The sequence below is a fragment of the Streptomyces sp. NPDC048211 genome (genome assembly GCF_043202315.1).
In the GTDB taxonomy this organism is placed as follows: Bacteria; Actinomycetota; Actinomycetes; order Streptomycetales; family Streptomycetaceae; genus Streptomyces.
The window spans coordinates 84920-101729 of record NZ_JBIDAD010000010.1 but is presented as its reverse complement, the minus strand read 5'-3'; the positions used below and the strand labels follow the sequence as shown (position 1 = coordinate 101729).

Sequence of the window (16810 nt, the reverse complement as noted above, 5' to 3'; positions counted from 1 at the left end):
GGAGAGCCCGACCGAGCAGCCAGGTCCGCGCGCCCGCCCGGGACCGACACGGTCCGCGCCGCGCGGCTGCGGCAGGCCCCGGGCCCACCACCCGAGCACCCTCACCACCAACCACCCTGTCCGGACTCTTGACGTGCCCCTGACTGAATGGCTTCATGGGAGCGCGCAAATGTGGGAGCGCTCCCACAGCCTTGAGAACGCCTGTCGATGCTCAGCTCTTGATCCCGTTCACCCCCTGGAGCCGCAGTGAGAACAGCACGGAGCACACGAAGCACAGCGAGAACCACGGCACGAAGCGCCAGCCACAGGAGTCCCGTCACCGCCCTCCTGACCGCTCTGGTCACCCTCCTCGGGCTCCTCGCCCTCGGCGGCCTCGCTCCGGCGCAGGCCGCCACCGCCGCCGCGACCGGGCTGCACATCAGCGACGGCCGGCTGGTCGAGGGCAACGGCAACGACTTCGTCATGCGCGGTGTCAACCACGCCCACACCTGGTATCCCGGCGAGACCCAGTCGCTGGCCGACATCAAGGCGACGGGCGCCAACACCGTCCGCGTCGTTCTCTCCGACGGCTTCCGCTGGAGCAAGAACAGCCCCGCCGACGTGGCCGCCGTCATCGCCCAGTGCAAGGCCAACCGGCTCATCTGCGTACTCGAGGTGCACGACACCACGGGGTACGGGGAGGACTCCGCCGCCGGCACGCTCGATCACGCAGCCGAGTACTGGATCAGCCTGAAGGACGTCCTCGCCGGCCAGGAGGACTACGTCATCATCAACATCGGCAACGAGCCCTGGGGCAACACCGACCCCGCCGGCTGGACCGCGCCCACGACCGCCGCGATCCAGAAGCTGCGCGCCGCCGGGTTCGCGCACACGATCATGGTGGACGCGCCCAACTGGGGCCAGGACTGGCAGGGCGTCATGCGGGACAACGCCCAGGCCGTCTACGACGCCGACACCACCGGCAACCTGATCTTCTCGATCCACATGTACAGCGTCTACAACACCGCGCAGAAGGTCACCGACTACCTGAACGCCTTCGTGGACGCCGGACTTCCGCTGCTCATCGGCGAGTTCGGGGGCCCGGCCGACCAGTACGGGGACCCCGACGAGGACACCATGATGGCCGAGGCCGAGCGGCTGAAGCTCGGTTACATCGCCTGGTCCTGGAGCGGCAACACCGACCCGATCCTCGACCTGACGATCGGCTTCGACCCCACGCAGCTCAGCTCCTGGGGCGAGCGCATCTTCCACGGCGCCAACGGCATCGCCCAGACCTCCCGCGAGGCCACCGTCTACGGCGGCGCCACGGAGGACGACACCGAGGCCCCGACCGCGCCGGGCGCCCCGTCCGCCTCCGCGGTGACGGACACCTCCGCCACCCTGACCTGGTCCGCGTCGTCCGACAACGTTGCCGTGGCCGGCTACGACGTCGTCCGCGTCAGCGGGACCACGGAGACGCCCGTCGCCTCCTCCGCCACCCACACCGTCGCCGTCACCGGCCTCACCGCCGACACGGCGTACTCGTTCGCCGTCTACGCCCGCGACGCGGCCGGGAACCGTTCGGCGCGCTCGGCCACGACGAGCGTCACCACGGGCAAGGGCGGCACCACGCCGGCTGCCGGCTGCTCCGTCGGCTACCGCGTCGTCAACACGTGGTCGGGCGGCTTCCAGGGTGAGATCACCATCCGGAACACCGGCACGACCACCATCGACGGCTGGAAGCTGGGCTTCGCCTTCGCCAACGGGCAGACGGTCACCAACATGTGGGGCGGAATCCCCACGCAGACCGGGGGTTCGGTGAGCGTCGCCCCCGCGTCGTACACCTCGACGATCGCCGCGAACGGCTCGGTCACCGTCGGCTTCACCGGCAGCCAGAACGGTACGAACACGGCCCCGTCCGTGTTCACCCTCGGCGGCGCCACCTGCGCGACTGCCGCCTGACGGGGCAGCCGTAACCGCACAGCCGCACAGCGCCGACCGGCCGGGGCCCTCGCCCCCGCCGGTCGGCGTTCGTCCGTGCGTTCGTCCGTGCGTCCGTGCGTCCGTGCGTCCGTGCGTCCGTGCGTCCGGTGTACCGAAAACCCCTGGCCACGGGCCGGGCCCGGACGGCATGATCCTGGCGGCCGGCCCCGATGGATGGCCCGCACTCCCGGACGGCCGGGAGCCCGGCAGCTCCGGGGCCTCAGTCCCCCGGGCCCCGGACCCCAGACGTGGAGACGTGGATGACCTGGTCCGAGCGCGTAGTGGTGCGAGACGGTGTCCGGCTGGTCTGCCGGGACCGGGGCGGCCCGGGGCAGCCCGTCGTGCTGCTGCACGGGCTGGCCGGTCACACCGGTGAATGGGACGCGGTGGCCCGGGGCCTGGGCCCCGGCTACCGGGTCGTCGCGGTCGACCAGCGTGGGCACGGCCACAGCGAACGCCACCCGCGGGATGTCTCGCGCACCGCCTACGTGGACGACGTCCTCGCCGTGGCCGACCAGCTGGGACTGGAACGGCCCGTCCTCGTCGGCCAGTCCATGGGCGGTCACACCGCGATGCTCACCGCGGCCGCGCACCCCGCACGCGTCCGCGCGCTCGTCCTCGTCGAGGCCGCCCCGGGCCGTGCCGACCCGGGCACCCCGGAGAAGATCGGGCAGTGGCTCGACTCATGGCCGAAGCCGTTCGCCTCGCGCGAGGCCGCCGTACGGTTCCTCGGCGGTGGAGCGGTCGGCGAGGGGTGGGCGGCGGGGCTGGAGGAGCGCGAAGGGGGCTGGTGGCCGCGCTTCGACCGGGACGTGATGGTCGGCGCGATCGCGGAGCTCACCCGGCGTTCCTTCTGGGAGGAGTGGGACGCGGTCACCTGCCCGGCCCTGGTCGTGCTCGGCCGGTCCGGCCCCATACCGCCGCAGGAGATCGACGCCATGCTGAGCCGGCGCCCCGCCACCCGGGCCGTCAGCATCCCCGGGACCGGACACGATCTGCATCTTGAACAGCCCGGAGTGCTGCACGCCCTGATCTCCGGGTTCCTCGACGGGATCGGCGGAGCGGACCGGCAGGTCGGCCGGTGACGGTGGCCGGGATCGGCGGGACGGGCCGGCAGGTCAACCGGTGACGGTGGCCGGGATCGGCGGGACGGGCCGGCAGGTCAGCCGGTGACGGTGACCGTGAGGGTGGTCGTGGCACGCTCGTACGTGAGGAACGCCGCCCCGCTGCCGAGGACGGTGTGATCCGTCAGCGTCCAGGCGGCCGGGTCGAACGTGGCCTTGTGGGAGAAGAGCGGGATGCCCGCGCCGATGGTCATCGGGCTGAGCTTCACGATCAGTGTGTCGATCTCGGAGTACAGGGAACCGGCCAGCTCGGCGCCCCCCACGAGCCAGATGTCCTTGCCCTCCTCCTCCTTCAACTCCCTTACTCGCGCCACCGGATCGGTGGCGACGATCTCCACGGCGGGGTCGGGGCTCTCGCCCAGCGTGCGGGAGAACACGAGGTGCCGCAGGTGCGGGTAGGCGTCGTTGACGCCGGCCTTGAGCCCGATCTCGTAGGAGCGGCGCCCCTCGACGACCGTGTCGAAGTGCGTGCCCTCCGCCGTGATCGAGAGCGCGGCGCGGGCCGGACCGGGGAGCGTCTCCGGGTACTCGGCGATCAGGTGCCCGACGTAGTCCTCCGGAATCGGCCAGAATCCGTCCGGTCCCGTGGGGTCGGCCCCGTCCGGCCCGGCGATGAAGCCGTCGAGGGTGGAGGCGATGTAGTACACGAGCTTGCGCACGAAGGGCCTTCCGTCCGTTGACCGGCCGCCGCTGCGTCGGCGGCCGTCGGGTCATGATCAGGCAGGCGTTCCCGCCGTGCAACGGGAATCATCGCTTCCGCGCGCGGAGGCAGTTCCGCGATTCCCTCAAGGCTCCTCAGAGACAAAGGGGTTGTCCCCGTGCCGCACGGCCATCAGGACAACACGGCCGTGCGGCACCGGAAGAGCTCTCGTGGGCGGCGGCAGGGCATCCGGATGTGGGTAGGGTGCCCTGTCGACAACAGCGTTCTTCGGGGGAGTGACAAGTTCATGAGCGGTCAGCAGCCACACCGGGGCAGCGCCTCCCAGGTCTTCCAGCCACTGTCGGGCGACGACCCGGCCACCATCGCCGGCTACCGCCTCGCCGCCAAGCTCGGTGCGGGCGGCATGGGCAAGGTGTACCTGTCGTACACGCCCGGCGGCCGGCCCGTCGCCATCAAGGTGATCCGGCCCGAATTCGGCGAGGACCCGGAATTCCGGCGGCGGTTCACGCAGGAGGTGCAGTCCGCGCAGCGTGTGCAGGGGCTGTTCACCGCGCCCGTCATCGACGCCGACACCAATGGCGCGCAGCCGTGGCTCGCCACCGCGTACGTCCCGGGGCCCTCGCTCGCCGACGCCGTCGTCGCGCACGGGGCGCTGCCGGTCGAGGCGGTGCTGCTGCTGATCGCCGGCATGGCGGAGGCGCTGCACGTCATCCACGGGGCGGGCATCGTGCACCGCGACCTCAAGCCGTCGAACGTGCTGCTCGCGGCCGACGGGCCGCGTGTCATCGACTTCGGCATCGCGTACGCGGCCGACGCGACCTCGCTCACCGGCAGCGGCGTCACCATCGGCACACCGTCGTTCATGGCCCCGGAGCAGGCAGCGGGGCGCCGGGTCACGCCGGCCACCGACATCTTCGCGCTCGGCCAGGTCGCGGCGTACGCGGCCACGGGGTCGCCCGCATTCGGTGAGGGGACCTCGCACGGGGTGCTGTACCGGATCGTGCACGAGGAGCCGGACCTCACCGGCGTTCCGGAACGGCTGATGGAGCTCGTCAGCCGCTGTCTGGCCAAGGACGCGGAGGCCAGGCCCTCGGTCGCCGAGGTCATCGCGCTGTGCCAGACCGCGAACGCGGAGACGGTGCTGCGGCGCCCCGAGGACTGGCTGCCGACCCCGGTCGCCGCCGACATCACCGTACGGGCGGCCGCCCCGGCCCCGGTCCAGACCCCGCCGCCTCCGGTCGCCGCCCCGACCGCTGCCCCGTCCGTCGGCTATGCGCCCACGGCCCCGGCGGCCCCGAGCACCCCGCCCCCCGGGTACGGTCCGCCGGTCACACCGCCGCCCGGCCAGTCGCCGCAGGCTCCGCAGACCCCGTATCCGGTGCAGGGGCACGCGGCTCCCACCCAGCCCGCGCAGCCCTACCGGCCGGGCCCTCCCTCGCAGGCGCACACCCCGGCCCCGTTCCCCGGCGGGTACCCGGCTCAGGCCCAGACGTACCCGGGGCATCTTCCGCCCCAGGGCCAGGGGCCTGCGGCGCCCCAGCCGGCGAAGCGCCGCGGCGGCCGGGTCGCCGCCGTCGCGATCGCCGTCGCGCTCGTCGTCGGCGTCGCGGGCGGCGGGACGGCGTACTTCCTGCTCAAGGACGACGGGAAGGCGACGCAGAGCAACGAGTCGCCCAAGGGCGACAGCACGCCGAAGCAGGGTGGTTCGGCGTCGCCGGGGGCGGACGACGTGAGTTCGGACCCCGTGACGAACCCGACGTCCTCCGCCAAGGCCGACCCCGAGCCGGCCGAGTACCCGGGCATCAACCTGACGGCCGGTTACCACCTGACGCTCGGGGACCAGGACGTCCGGCCGCAGGACGGCGAGGACGACGGGTACGAACTCGCCTACGACACGGGCGGTTACCTCGACGCGGAGAGCGACGGCGGGCGTCTGGTCCTGCTCGACCCGGGCCAGGAGGGGTCGTTGGCCACCTGCCGCTCGGAAACCCGCTTTGCCAGCAACATCTACGTGGACAAGCTCTCCAAGGGGCGGCAGGTCTGCATCACGACGGGCACGGGACACATGGGGCTGCTGACGTACCAGGGCCACTCCCCGGAGGACTCGCCCAGTGAGTACATGACGATCGACCTGACCGTCTGGCGCAACGCGACCGGCTGATCGGCCGACTGGCCGACGAGACGGGGCGGCGGTCGCGGCGGCGCCCGGCTGCCGCCCCGGCCGCCCCGGCCACCGCATCGGAAGGTAGCTTGCGGGGATGCCCTCTCCGCTCCGGCTCGTGCCGGTCACGTCCGACAACGTCGAAGCGGCCTGCGCCCTCACCGTCCGGCCCGACCAGCACGGACTCGTGAAGCCCGTCGCCTGGTCCCTGGCCCAGGCGTACACCACCCCCGAGACCGCGTGGCCGCGGCTGATCGCCGACGGCGAGACGCTCGTGGGCTTCGTCATGGCCTTCCTCGACGTGCGGTTCGCCCCCGAGAAGCCCGATGACGTGTCGCGGTCCGGACTCTGGCGGCTGACCATCGACGCCGCACACCAGGGCAGGGGATACGGACGGTTCGCTGTCCAGGCCGTCAACGACGAGCTGCGACGACGGGGGAAGACCCGGACGACCGTCACCTACGTGCCCGGCGCGCACGGGCCGGAGGAGTTCTACCGCAGGCTCGGCTTCCGTCCGACCGGCGAACGGAGCGACGACGAGGTGGTCGCGGAACTGGAACTGGGGCCTCACTGAAGCCCGTCGGAAACGTGGAGGGAAAGGGGAATGGGGAACGGCCCCCCGGGGTTGGCCGGACATGTCGACACCACGCGTGATCCTCCTCCTGTCCGGCAGCCTGCGGGTGGGCTCCTCCAACGAGACCGTGCTGCGCACCGCTCAGGCCGTGGCGCCCGAAGGGGTCCGGACCGTGTGGTACGAGGGTCTGGCCGCCCTCCCGCACTTCAACCCGGACGACGACACCGAGCCGCTGCCGGAGCCGGTGGCCGCTCTGCGCGCGGCGATCGACGCGGCCGACGCCCTGCTGATCTGTACGCCGGAGTACGCCGGGACCTTGCCGGGGGCGTTCAAGAACCTGCTGGACTGGACGGTCGGCGGCACCGAGATCTGCGACAAGCCGGCGGCCTTCGTGAGCGCCGCGGCGCCCGGTCGCGGACAGGGCGCGGAGGCGACGCTGCGGACCGTGCTCGGTTACACCGGCGCGGTGGTCGTGGAGCCGGCCTGCGCGCGGGTCGCGGTGGACCGGCAACGGGTCGGCTCCGACGGGGTGATCACGGAGGACGGGGCACGCGAGCGGATCGCGGAGGTGCTGACGGCGCTGGCGTCCTTCGGCCGGTGACCGGCCGCCCCGCGTGGGGCGGGCCCCCGCATCGCCCGTCGGGCCGCCCGTCAGCGGTAGTCCTCCGGGTGGCCCTGCATCCAGGTGTTGATGCGGTCACGTGTGCCGAGCAGTTCCTTGCGGTGCTTCTCCAGGTTGGCCGTCGAGGTGTCCCCGGCCAGCGTGGTGTGCAGGGCGCCGATCCAGGCCAGCGGGTCCTTGAAGTGGCGCGGCCCGTCGTTGTCGGCCCTCATCGACGAGCCCAGGCCGGTCAGTTCGTCGTTCACCCGGCCGAGGAAGTAGGCGCAGTTGGCATCTCCGGGGGCGCAGCCGTCCTGGTACGTGGCCTGAAGGCCGGCGAAGGCGTCGGGTACGTCGGCGGGCGTGCGGGCGCCCGCGTCGAGCGCCGCCTGCTCCTCGGCGTTCTCCTTGTCCGCGGCGTCGGCCGCGTCCTTGTCGATCCGGGCTGCCGCCGCCGACGCGTTCGCCGAAGGCGCCACGTACGGGACATCACCCCCGGGGCCCTGTGACGTGCTCGCCTCGGTGCAGCCGGCCAGCGTGCCCACCAGGGCGGCCGTCATGACCAGTGCGGCGGTGGACATGCGGATGCCGATGCGAACAGACATGTGTGAGGCCCCCCTCGTCGGTTGGCCCAGACCATACCGCCCCGCCCCCACACCGCCGCGCCGGTGGTCAGCCCGTGATCAGCTTCTGGAGCGCGGGCGCGTAGAGGTCGGCGATGCGTTCCGGGGTGGCGAGCGCGCCCGCGCCCTCGCGGTGGAGGCTGAGCGTCGCGCCGAGGCCCAGGAGGTGACCGGCCAGGAGTTCGGCGCGCAGGGCGCGGTCGTGGCCGGGGAGCCGGGCGGTCAGGGCCGCGGTGACCTGTTCGTGGAAGCGGTCGCGGAGCAGGGAGCGTTCGTCCTGGTTGCCGAGGGAGAAGACGACGCGCAGGAGCGGGTCGGACTTGAACGCGCGCCGGTACGTGACCAGCGTGACCACCATGTGGCGGCCCAGGGTGCCGAGCGGGGCGTCGAGGAGTTCCGCGGCCTCCGGGCCGAAGTCGGCCACGGTGTTGAACAGTTCCTCCTTGCGGCCGAAGTGCTTGACCACGAGGGACGGGCTCACGCCGGCGTCCGCGGCGATCCGGCGGATCGTCACCTCGGCGTACGGGCGCTGGGTGAACGCCCGTCGCGCGGCGCGCAGGATGGCGTCCCGGCCGCTGCCCGCCTCCGCGGGGACGGGGGCTGCCGCGATGGCGTGGCCGCCGGTCATGCGCCCTCCTGGAGTTCCGCCGTCCGCACACCCTCCTCGCGGGTGTCCGGTGCTTCGCCGCTCCGGGTCTCCGGTGTCTTGCGGCTCTCCTCGACCGTACCCGCCCCGGCGGGCTTCCGGCCCGGCAGGAACAGCGCGACGGCCAGGGCCGCGAGCGCCGCGCACGCCGCGATGACGAAGACCAGCTGGTACGCGTGGAGCGTGGGGGCCGTCCGGCCGCCCGCCCGGAAGGTGATGCCGGCCAGGACGGCGGCAACCGTCGCGCTGCAGAAGGCCTGTCCGATCGACCGCATGAGGGTGTTCAGACCGTTGGCCGCGCCGGTCTCGCTGACGGGGACTCCGCGCATCACGAGGGCGGGCAGGGCCGAGTACGCGATGGCGGTGCCGGAGGCGACGACCGTGGCGCCCGCGATGATCAGCCACAGGCTGTGGCTGGTGAAGTACCGCACCCCGTAGCCGACGGCGATGATCCCGGCGGCGAGCGCGAGGCTGACCTTCGGGCCGTGCTTGGCGGATATCCGGGCCGAGACGGGCGACAGGGCCACCATCGCCACCCCGCCCGGCAGCAGGCAGAGCCCGCTGACGACGAGCGAGGCGCCGAGCCCGTACCCCGTGGCCTTCGGCTCCTGCACCATCTGGGCGGTGACCAGCGAGTTCGCGTAGAACGCGAAGCCGATCAGCAGCGCGGCGACGTTGGTGAGCAGGACGGCCGGACGCGCCGAGACCCTCAGGTCGACCATGGGCGTGGCCACGCGGAGCTCGTACGCGCCCCAGAGCAGGGCGACGACCACGGCCGTCACGAGCAGCCCCACCGTCCGGGTCGAGCCCCAGCCCCAGTCGGCGCCCTGGGTGACGGCGAGCAGCAGGCAGACGAGTGCGCCGGTCAGGCCGAGCGCGCCGACCGCGTCGAAGCGGCCGCGGCTGCGCAGGGGGGATTCCGGTACGCAGCGCAGCACCAGCACGATGTCGATGAGACCGATCACGCCGGAGACCCAGAACATGGTGTGCCAGTCGAAGTTCTCCACGACGAGGGCCGCGACGGGCAGGCCGATGGCGGCGCCGATCCCGAGCGTCGAGCTCATCAGCGCGACGGCGGACAGGACCCGCGCGGGCGGCAGTTCGTCGCGCAGGATGCTGATGCCCAGCGGTACGACGGCGATCGCGGCGCCCTGCAGGGCGCGGCCGGTGATCAGTACGCCGATGTGGGAGCTGATCGCGCACAGGACCGAGCCCACGACCAGCACCCCGAGCGAGGCCACCAGCACCCGTCGTTTGCCGTACATGTCGCCGACCCGGCCGAGGACGGGGGTGAAGACCGCGCCGGTGAGGAGGGTGACGGTGACCAGCCAGCTCGCGGCGGTCGGCGTGGCGCCGGTCAGCTCGGGGATGTGCGGGAGCAGCGGGACGACGATCGTCTGCATGACGGCGACGACGACGCCGCAGAAGGCGAGCACCCCGACGGCGAAGCGGGGGTGCGGGGCCCTGACGTCGGGGGTCGCGGGGGCGGCTGGGACCGGTATGTCCGCGGGCATGTGTCTCCGTACGGTGCTCGGCTGCCGGAAGGCATGGGGGTGTACGCCTGTTCACCCTCAGGGTAAACGCTTGTGCACCCCCTCGGCGACGGGATGCCGGAAGGCCGCGTTAGCCTCGGAGCCGAGAGCCGGTACGGGCGGTGCGCCGTACGTACGGCGATGTCTACGAGAAGGCTGAGGTGGCTGCGATGGCGAAGGTTCCGGCAGCGGCGGTGGCGGCGGGCGGACTGGTCGGCGGCTACGCCGTGGCGCGGTGGACCCGGAAGCGTCCGCTGGGCGGGGTCGCGCTCGCCGCGGCGGGCGGCGTCGCGGCGTACGAGTGGAACCGGCAGGCCGGGCCGCGCGCCGCCGTCGCCCTGACCACCGCCTATGTGGCCGCCTTCGCGGGATCGCACCCGCTGGCGAAGAAGGTCGGCGCCTGGCCCGCGGTGTTCACGGTGGCGGGCACGGTGGCCGCCGCGTCCTGGGCCGTCACGCGTCGCGCCGCCTGAGCGGGGCCTCCGAGGAAGGCGCGGCAGAAGGGGACGCGGCGGGGCCCGGGCGGAGCAGTACAGGCGAGGCCCGGGTCCATACCGGGGACCGTTGTCCTCAATCGCCGGACGGGCTTGGTCCGGCAGCCCTCAGGCGCCGAACGCCCGCGACACCGAATAGATCACCAGCCCCGCCAGCGCACCCACCACCGTGCCGTTGATCCGGATGAACTGCAGGTCACGGCCGATGTGGGCCTCGATCTTCTTCGATGTCTGGTCCGCGTCCCAGCCGGCCACCGTGTCGCTGATCAGCGACGTGATCTCCGCCCGGTACGTCGTCACGACGTACACCGCCGCGTCCTCCACCCAGCCCTCCAGCTTCGCCTGGAGCCGCCCGTCCGTCGCCAGCCTGGCGCCCAGGGCCATCAGTGAGGCGCGGGCCCGCAGCCGCAGCTCGCTGCGCTCGTCCTCCGCCGCCGCGATCACCATCGTGCGCACGGACGACCAGGCCGAGGCGATGACGTCCTGGACCTCGCCGCGCCCCAGGATCTCCGACTTCAGCCGCTCGACCCGGGCCCTGGTCTCCGAATCCGTCTGGAGATCCGCCGCGAAGTCCGTGAGGAACGTGTCGATCGAGCCGCGCGCCGGATGCCCCGGCATGTCGCGCATCTCCGTGACGAACCGCAGCAGCTCCTTGTAGACCCGCTCGCCCACCCGCCTGTCGACGAACCGCGGGGTCCAGCCCGGCGCGCCGCCCTGCACCGCGTCCATCACCGAGTCGCCGTGCTCCACGAGCCAGTCGTGCGCCCGCACACAGACCAGGTCCACCACCTTGCGGTGCCCGCCGTCCGCGACGACCTTCTCCAGCATCTTCCCGAGACCGGGACCGACCTCCGCCGCGTTCGCCCGCCGGGTGATCGCCTCACCGACCACTGCCTGCACGTCCGCGTCACGCAGCACGGTCAGCGCACCCCGCAACGCGGTCGCCAGCTCGGCCGTCACCCGGTCCGCGTGCTCCGGCTCCGCGAGCCAGGCACCCAGCCGGCCCCCGATGGAGAGCGAGTGGATGCGGTCGCGGACGACGCCCTCCGACAGAAAGTTCTCGCCGACGAAGGAACCGAGTGAGGCCCCCAGCTGGTCCTTCTTCGTGGGAATGATGGCGGTGTGCGGAATCGGCAGTCCGAGCGGACGCTTGAAGAGGGCCGTGACGGCGAACCAGTCTGCCAGCGCACCCACCATGCCCGCCTCGGCGGCCGCTGCGACGAAGCCCGGCCAGCCGCCCACCCCCTCGTTCTTCGCCCAGGTGGCGAGGACGTACACCAGCGCGACCAGCAGAAGGAGGCCGGTAGCCGTGGTCTTCATACGGCGTACGCCACGCCGCTTCTCCTCGTCCGCCGCGGTGTACGCGAACGAGGCGAGGGACGCCGGCGGACGCGTGCCCGGCCGTCGCCCCGGCCCCTTCCCGGGGCCTCCCGCGCCCGTGCCGGTGTCCGCCGCCCCGGCCGCAGTGTCCTCGGCCGTGCCTTCGATCCGTTCCATCCGCTCCACCCGTCCGCGTACCCGTCGTCCCCGGCGCCCCGTACGCATTGTCCTTAAAGCGTCCTGCCTGACCTACTCCCGGGCCGCATGTCGAGTTCCCCGCGCTGTGCCGCATCATGGTTCCGGCCCCGAACGAACGAGGAGAAACACCGTCCATGCCCAGGCGCCGCGAGTACGCCCTGTTCATAGCCCTCATGGCGGGCACCGCCGCGCTGGCCGCCCTCGTGGCGTTCGCGGGCTCCCTGCTGTTCTCCGGGTCACCGGCGAAGACGGTCGTCGCCTCCGGCCCGCAGGGCGTGGCCCGCACCCCCGCCGCCCCGGCCCACTCCGCCGGCCGCTGGCTCGCCACCTGGGCGGCGGCCCCCGTGAACGGGGCGATCGAAACGGACCGGGGCACGCACCCGGCGCTCCGCACCATCCGTAACGTCGTACACACCAGCATCGGAGGCGACGCGGCCCGCATCACCCTGTCCAACCTCTTCGGTACGCATCCGCTGCTCATCGACCGCGTCACCGTGAACGCCTCCCCGGTCACGTTCCGCGGGGCACCCTCCGCGACGGTCGGCACCGGCGGGCAGATCGTCAGCGACCCCGTCCTCGTCCCGGTCGCCGCCGACTCCGATCTCGTCGTCACCCTGCGCACCCCCACCGCCCGGGGCCCGGTCACCGTCCACCCCAACAGCCACCAGACGTCCTTCACCGAGGACCCCCAGGGCGTCCGGCGCACCACGGACTGGCGCTACCTCACCTCCGTCGACGTGCGGTCGAAGAACGCCGCCGGGACCCTCGTGGCGTTCGGCGACTCGCTCACCGCGGGCAGCGGCTCCACCACCGACACGAACAACCGCTGGCCCGACGTCCTCGCCGACCGGCTGCACGGCCGGTACGCGGTGGTCAACCAGGGCATCGGCGGCAACCGCATCCTGCTCAGCGGCATCGGCCCGCGCGCCCTCGACCGCTTCGACCGCGACGTCCTGAGCGTCACCGGGGCGAAGACCGTCGTCATCGCCCTCGGCATCAACGACATCCAGGCCTTCCCCCGGGAGACGGACCCCGCACGGATCACGGACGCCCTGCGCACCCTGACCGAGCGCGCGCACGCGCGCGGGCTGCGGGTCATCGGCACGACCCTGATGCCGTACGAGGGCTACCGCAACTGGACCCCCGCCCAGAACGTCGTGCACGCCCAGGTCAACGCGACGATCCGGGCCGGCGGGATCTTCGACGAGGTCCTCGACTTCGAGAACGCGGTACGCGACCCCGCGCACCCGGACCGGCTGCTGCCCGCCTACGACTCCGGCGACCACGTCCACCTGAACAACGCCGGCTACCAGCTCCTGGGCTCCCTGCCCGACGTGACCGAACTGCTGCGCGCCCGGCCGTCGTCGGACGCGCTGTAACGGGGAGGGGCGGCGGGGTTCACCGGCAGGGCTGCCGAAATCGCCCCGCCCTACCGGCCGTCGTCGCCCTTCTCCAGCCGCGGACGCCGCGTCTGCGCATCCCGCAAGCGCTGCGTCTCCGCGTCCCGCAGGCGCTGCTTCTCCGCCCTGCTCCGCTTGTGCTCCACACCGACCCCGCCCATCAGCGCGAAGCCGGTGATCCGCACCCGGGGAGTATCCGGCGCGGGGATCCCGGCGTCCTTCGAGCGTTCCCGGAAGCCGCCCATGATGCCGATGCCACGGACGTCCACGTTCAGGTCCGGGGGAACCGTCACATGAATGCCACCCATGATCGTGAAGCAGCGGATGACCACCTCAGGGGTCTCGAAATTCGCCTCACGCAGATCGATGCGGCCACCGCCCCACATCGCGAACGCGGTGAACACCCGGCCGATGGTCCAGTTCCCCTGACGCCGGAACCCGCCCCAGAGCGCGAAGCCGCCGCCGGACGTCGCCGGCTTCCCGACCCGGTCCGACCAACGGGCCATCGAACCCGTCCGCGGCTGCCCCCCGGCCACCGGCGCCACCGCGGCCCCGGGGCCCGGCAGATCGCGGACGAGCGGTTCCAGCTCACCATGCGTGCGGGCCTTGTAGGCGGCGTCGAGACGGGTCTCGAACTCCTCCATCTCCAGCCGCCCCTCGGCCATCGCCTCACGCAGAATCTCGGCGATCCGTTCACGTTCGGTATCGGAGGCGCGCATATCCGGAAGTTCGCTTGTCATACCGTGCAGCCTATTGAACGCGCCCGCTCCCGTCACCGATCTACAGACCGGTAGCCGACGCGTACATCTTCGCGATCACGGCCTCGATGTCCGGCTCCCGCACCGACAGGTCCACCAACGGGTACTCGGCGGCGATCCGCGCCACCAGCGGAGCCGCCGAGGCCGACGCCGGAAACGCCAGCCACTGGCGCACCCCCTCCACCTTCACCGTCCGGACCGACGGCTCCGACTCCAGCCGGATCGGCGGGAGTTCACGCTCCAGGTCCACCACGAGCATCCGCTCGCTCTCGCCCACCTCATGCAGCCCGGCGAGCGCGCCGTCGTACATCAGACGGCCGTGGTCGATCACCATCACCCGCTTGCACAGCTGCTCGATGTCGGTCAGGTCGTGCGTGGTGAGCAGCACCGTCGTCCCGCGCTCCGCGTTCAAGTCCCGCAGGAATCCACGGACCTTGGCCTTCGACACCACATCGAGACCGATCGTCGGCTCGTCCAGGTACAGCACCTCCGGATCGTGCAACAGCGCCGCCGCGATGTCACCGCGCATCCGCTGCCCCAGCGAAAGCTGCCGCACGGGTACGTCCAACAGCTCTTCCAGGTCCAGGAGTTCGATGCAGCGGTCCATGTTGGCGCGGAAGCGGTCATCGGGAATCCGGTACATCCGGTGGACCAGCCGGTACGAGTCGCGCAGCGGCAGGTCCCACCACAGCGTGGTCCGCTGGCCGAAGACCACACCGATCCGCTGCGCCAGCCTCGTACGCTCCCGGGAGGGATCGATGCCCGCCACCCGCAGCGAACCCCCGCTCGGGGTGAGGATCCCCGTCAGCATCTTGATCGTCGTCGACTTCCCGGCCCCGTTCGGGCCGATGTAACCGACCATCTCACCGCGCGCCACCCGGAAACTGATCCCGTCGACGGCCCGCACCTCACGCCGCTCACTGCGCAGGAAACCCGTCCTGCGCCGGACGTCGAAGACCTTCTCGACACCGTCGAGCTCGATGAAGTCCGTATCCATGCCCGTACACCCCTTCTCGCCCGTCACTCCGTCAGCTTCCCGTGCTCCGGTACGCCCGCAGCCCCGCCCGCCACGCCAGACCCGCACCCGCCCAGCACACGCCCGCCACCAGCGGCGGCAGGAACGCCACCCAGTCCGGCAGCCCCAGCGGATAGTCCCGGCCCAGCACGTACAGGCACGGCAGCCAGTTCACGAAAGCCAGCGGCACGACGAACGTCACCCCGCGCACCAGATCCGCCGCGAAGACCGACGGCGGGTACTGGAGCAGCGTCGCCCCTCCGTACGTAAAGGAGTTCTGCACCTGCGAGGCATCCTGCGCGACGAACTGGAACGCCCCGCCGGCCACGAACACCGCCGAGAAGATCGCCGCCCCGCTCAGCACCATCAGCGGCACCAGCACCACCTTCGCCACGGTCCACCCGATGTCCAGCGTCACCAGCGCATAGCCGAACACCAGCAGCCCCTGGGACACCCGCCCCAGCCTGCGCAGCGCGAACCGGTCCGCCGCCACCTGCGCGATCACCGGGACCGGCCGCACCAGCAACGTGTCCAGCGTGCCGTCCCGCACCCGCTGGCCCAGCCGGTCCATCGACCCCATCAGCAGATCCGCCAGCCCGAACGCCGTACCCGACGCCCCGTACAGCAGAGCGATCTCCGGCAGCGAGTAGCCGCCCAGCACGTCCACGTGCGAGAACATCAGCACGATCGTGACGAAGTCGAACGCCGTCGCCGCGAAGTTCCCGAGCGCCATCATCACGAACGACGCCCGGTACGCCATCGTCGAGCGCAGCCACATCGCGACGATCAGCCCGTACGCCCGGACCCCCTCGACCACCCGCGACCGGGGAACGAACACCGCATCGGGCGCGTCCCCCACGACCGCGTCCACCACCTCAGCCACCCTGGACCACCACCCTCCGCGTCGCCACCGACTGCACCAACCGCCCCGCCAGCAGCAGCACCAGCGCCCAGCCCGCCTGGAACGCGTACACCCGCACCAGGCCCCAGCCCGTGTGCTTGCCGAGGAACACATCGGCCGGCACCTGGAGCAGCGCCGACCACGGCAGCGCCCGCGCCACCTCACCCAGCAGGCCCGGGAACAGATTCAGCGGCAGCAGCATCCCCGAGAAGAACATCCCCGCCAGGAACGACATCTGCGCCACCCCCGCCCCGTCCATCAGCCAGAACGCCGACAGCGCGACCAGATAGCGGAGCGCGAAACTCACCACGACACCCAGCGCCACCGCGACCAGGAACGCCACCCAGGTCCCCGGCGACGCGGGCATCACCAGATCGAACGCGAGCGAACCGAGGACCATCGGCACGATGCCGCGCCCCAGCAGATGAAACGCCGCCCGACCCAAGTCACCCGCCAGCCACCACAGTTGAAGGTCAACAGGCCGGTAGAGATCGACCGCGATATCACCCGTACGGATCCGCTCGATCAGCTCGTTCTCGAAACCGCCGCCCATCATCACGCACGTCATCAGAAGCGCCTGGCCCAGCCACACATACGTGAGCGCCTGCGACATGTCGTATCCGCCGAGCTGCGGACGCTCGTCCCACAGCGCCGCATACGTGTACGCCAGAATGAAGCCGAAGACGGTGTTGGTGAACACCCCCGCGGACGTCTCGATCCGATACGTGGCGTAGCGCCGGAACCCGCCCGCCGCCACCACCGCATAGAGCCGCACCACAACCACCCGCCCCCACGATCGGAGTGCCCCGCCGCGCGCGGACACCAAAGCGCAGGAGCCTA

At 72.0% G+C, this 16810-nt stretch carries 16 protein-coding genes; 7 read left to right on the top strand and 9 right to left on the bottom strand.

What is annotated here, in order from left to right; genetic code table 11:
- The first annotated feature begins 327 nt into the window (after nt 1-327).
- Both ACGFZA_RS31035 and ACGFZA_RS31030 read left to right on the top strand, forming a co-directional pair.
- Entirely contained in the window at nt 328-1941 is a 1614-nt protein-coding gene (locus tag ACGFZA_RS31035; protein WP_393683774.1) for a cellulase family glycosylhydrolase, read from the top strand.
- Nucleotides 1942-2222: 281 nt separating this feature from the next.
- Nucleotides 2223-3047 (top strand): alpha/beta fold hydrolase, encoded by an 825-nt coding sequence (locus ACGFZA_RS31030; protein ID WP_393683433.1) that lies wholly within the window; start codon nt 2223-2225, stop codon nt 3045-3047.
- A 77-nt stretch (nt 3048-3124) separates the two neighbouring features.
- Here the strand turns inward: ACGFZA_RS31030 and ACGFZA_RS31025 are convergent, their stop codons facing one another.
- A complete protein-coding gene (locus tag ACGFZA_RS31025) occupies nt 3125-3745 on the bottom strand; it encodes a dihydrofolate reductase family protein (protein ID WP_393683431.1) in 621 nt (206 codons plus the stop codon).
- A gap of 288 nt (nt 3746-4033) precedes the next feature.
- On the opposite strand from ACGFZA_RS31025, the gene ACGFZA_RS31020 reads away from it, so the two are divergent.
- From ACGFZA_RS31020 to ACGFZA_RS31010, 3 genes are all read left to right on the top strand, one after another.
- Nucleotides 4034-5908: a protein kinase gene (locus ACGFZA_RS31020; RefSeq protein ID WP_393683429.1), complete on the top strand. Its 1875-nt coding sequence runs from the start codon at nt 4034-4036 to the stop codon at nt 5906-5908.
- Between the two features lie 97 nt (nt 5909-6005).
- Nucleotides 6006-6482, top strand: a complete 477-nt coding sequence (locus tag ACGFZA_RS31015) for a GNAT family N-acetyltransferase (RefSeq protein WP_385278500.1) — start codon at nt 6006-6008, stop codon at nt 6480-6482.
- A gap of 61 nt (nt 6483-6543) precedes the next feature.
- Nucleotides 6544-7083, top strand: coding sequence for an NADPH-dependent FMN reductase (locus tag ACGFZA_RS31010; RefSeq protein WP_393683426.1), 540 nt, complete (start codon nt 6544-6546; stop codon nt 7081-7083).
- A 50-nt stretch (nt 7084-7133) separates the two neighbouring features.
- On the opposite strand, the gene ACGFZA_RS31005 is transcribed toward ACGFZA_RS31010, so the two are convergent.
- The 3 genes from ACGFZA_RS31005 to ACGFZA_RS30995 all read right to left on the bottom strand — a co-directional run bounded on the left by ACGFZA_RS31005 (nt 7134) and on the right by ACGFZA_RS30995 (nt 9866).
- Nucleotides 7134-7688 carry a hypothetical protein gene (locus ACGFZA_RS31005; protein ID WP_393683424.1) on the bottom strand — a complete coding sequence of 185 codons (555 nt, stop codon included), beginning with the start codon at nt 7686-7688 and terminating at the stop codon, nt 7134-7136.
- A 67-nt stretch (nt 7689-7755) separates the two neighbouring features.
- Nucleotides 7756-8334, bottom strand: coding sequence for a TetR family transcriptional regulator (locus ACGFZA_RS31000; protein WP_393683422.1), 579 nt, complete (start codon nt 8332-8334; stop codon nt 7756-7758).
- Nucleotides 8331-9866, bottom strand: coding sequence for an MFS transporter (locus ACGFZA_RS30995; protein WP_385278508.1), 1536 nt, complete (start codon nt 9864-9866; stop codon nt 8331-8333). Before ACGFZA_RS30995 ends, ACGFZA_RS31000 begins: the two co-directional genes overlap by 4 nt.
- Before the next feature lie 188 nt (nt 9867-10054).
- Between ACGFZA_RS30995 and ACGFZA_RS30990 the strand changes: the two genes are divergently transcribed.
- Nucleotides 10055-10357, top strand: coding sequence for a hypothetical protein (locus ACGFZA_RS30990; RefSeq protein WP_018517962.1), 303 nt, complete (start codon nt 10055-10057; stop codon nt 10355-10357).
- 129 nt (nt 10358-10486) lie between these two features.
- Here the strand turns inward: ACGFZA_RS30990 and ACGFZA_RS30985 are convergent, their stop codons facing one another.
- On the bottom strand, nt 10487-11875 hold the full coding sequence (locus ACGFZA_RS30985) for a DUF445 domain-containing protein (protein WP_385278510.1): 1389 nt from the start codon (nt 11873-11875) through the stop codon (nt 10487-10489).
- 155 nt (nt 11876-12030) lie between these two features.
- Here ACGFZA_RS30985 and ACGFZA_RS30980 point away from each other — a divergent pair, with 155 nt between their 5' ends.
- Nucleotides 12031-13275, top strand: coding sequence for an SGNH/GDSL hydrolase family protein (locus ACGFZA_RS30980; RefSeq protein WP_385278512.1), 1245 nt, complete (start codon nt 12031-12033; stop codon nt 13273-13275).
- A gap of 50 nt (nt 13276-13325) precedes the next feature.
- Here the strand turns inward: ACGFZA_RS30980 and ACGFZA_RS30975 are convergent, their stop codons facing one another.
- The 4 genes from ACGFZA_RS30975 to ACGFZA_RS30960 form a co-directional block, all read right to left on the bottom strand.
- Entirely contained in the window at nt 13326-14015 is a 690-nt protein-coding gene (locus ACGFZA_RS30975) for a DUF1707 domain-containing protein (protein WP_393683772.1), read from the bottom strand.
- A 61-nt stretch (nt 14016-14076) separates the two neighbouring features.
- Nucleotides 14077-15051 (bottom strand): ATP-binding cassette domain-containing protein, encoded by a 975-nt coding sequence (locus ACGFZA_RS30970; protein ID WP_393683419.1) that lies wholly within the window; start codon nt 15049-15051, stop codon nt 14077-14079.
- 31 nt (nt 15052-15082) lie between these two features.
- A complete protein-coding gene (locus ACGFZA_RS30965) occupies nt 15083-15952 on the bottom strand; it encodes an ABC transporter permease (protein WP_393683417.1) in 870 nt (289 codons plus the stop codon).
- The gene (locus ACGFZA_RS30960) at nt 15945-16745 is read right to left on the bottom strand and encodes an ABC transporter permease (protein ID WP_393683770.1); all 801 of its coding nucleotides are present in this window, start codon (nt 16743-16745) and stop codon (nt 15945-15947) included. Before ACGFZA_RS30960 ends, ACGFZA_RS30965 begins: the two co-directional genes overlap by 8 nt.
- Nucleotides 16746-16810: the final 65 nt, after the last annotated feature.

Coding starts and splice junctions, on each gene's coding strand:
- ACGFZA_RS31030 (WP_393683433.1), top strand. CDS start 2,223: ATGACCTGGTCCGAGCGCGTAGTGGTGCGAGACGGTGTCCGGCTGGTC.
- ACGFZA_RS31020 (WP_393683429.1), top strand. CDS start 4,034: ATGAGCGGTCAGCAGCCACACCGGGGCAGCGCCTCCCAGGTCTTCCAG.
- ACGFZA_RS31015 (WP_385278500.1), top strand. CDS start 6,006: ATGCCCTCTCCGCTCCGGCTCGTGCCGGTCACGTCCGACAACGTCGAA.
- ACGFZA_RS31010 (WP_393683426.1), top strand. CDS start 6,544: ATGTCGACACCACGCGTGATCCTCCTCCTGTCCGGCAGCCTGCGGGTG.
- ACGFZA_RS31005 (WP_393683424.1), bottom strand. CDS start 7,688: ATGTCTGTTCGCATCGGCATCCGCATGTCCACCGCCGCACTGGTCATG.
- ACGFZA_RS31000 (WP_393683422.1), bottom strand. CDS start 8,334: ATGACCGGCGGCCACGCCATCGCGGCAGCCCCCGTCCCCGCGGAGGCG.
- ACGFZA_RS30995 (WP_385278508.1), bottom strand. CDS start 9,866: ATGCCCGCGGACATACCGGTCCCAGCCGCCCCCGCGACCCCCGACGTC.
- ACGFZA_RS30990 (WP_018517962.1), top strand. CDS start 10,055: ATGGCGAAGGTTCCGGCAGCGGCGGTGGCGGCGGGCGGACTGGTCGGC.
- ACGFZA_RS30985 (WP_385278510.1), bottom strand. CDS start 11,875: ATGGAACGGATCGAAGGCACGGCCGAGGACACTGCGGCCGGGGCGGCG.
- ACGFZA_RS30980 (WP_385278512.1), top strand. CDS start 12,031: ATGCCCAGGCGCCGCGAGTACGCCCTGTTCATAGCCCTCATGGCGGGC.
- ACGFZA_RS30975 (WP_393683772.1), bottom strand. CDS start 14,015: ATGCGCGCCTCCGATACCGAACGTGAACGGATCGCCGAGATTCTGCGT.
- ACGFZA_RS30970 (WP_393683419.1), bottom strand. CDS start 15,051: ATGGATACGGACTTCATCGAGCTCGACGGTGTCGAGAAGGTCTTCGAC.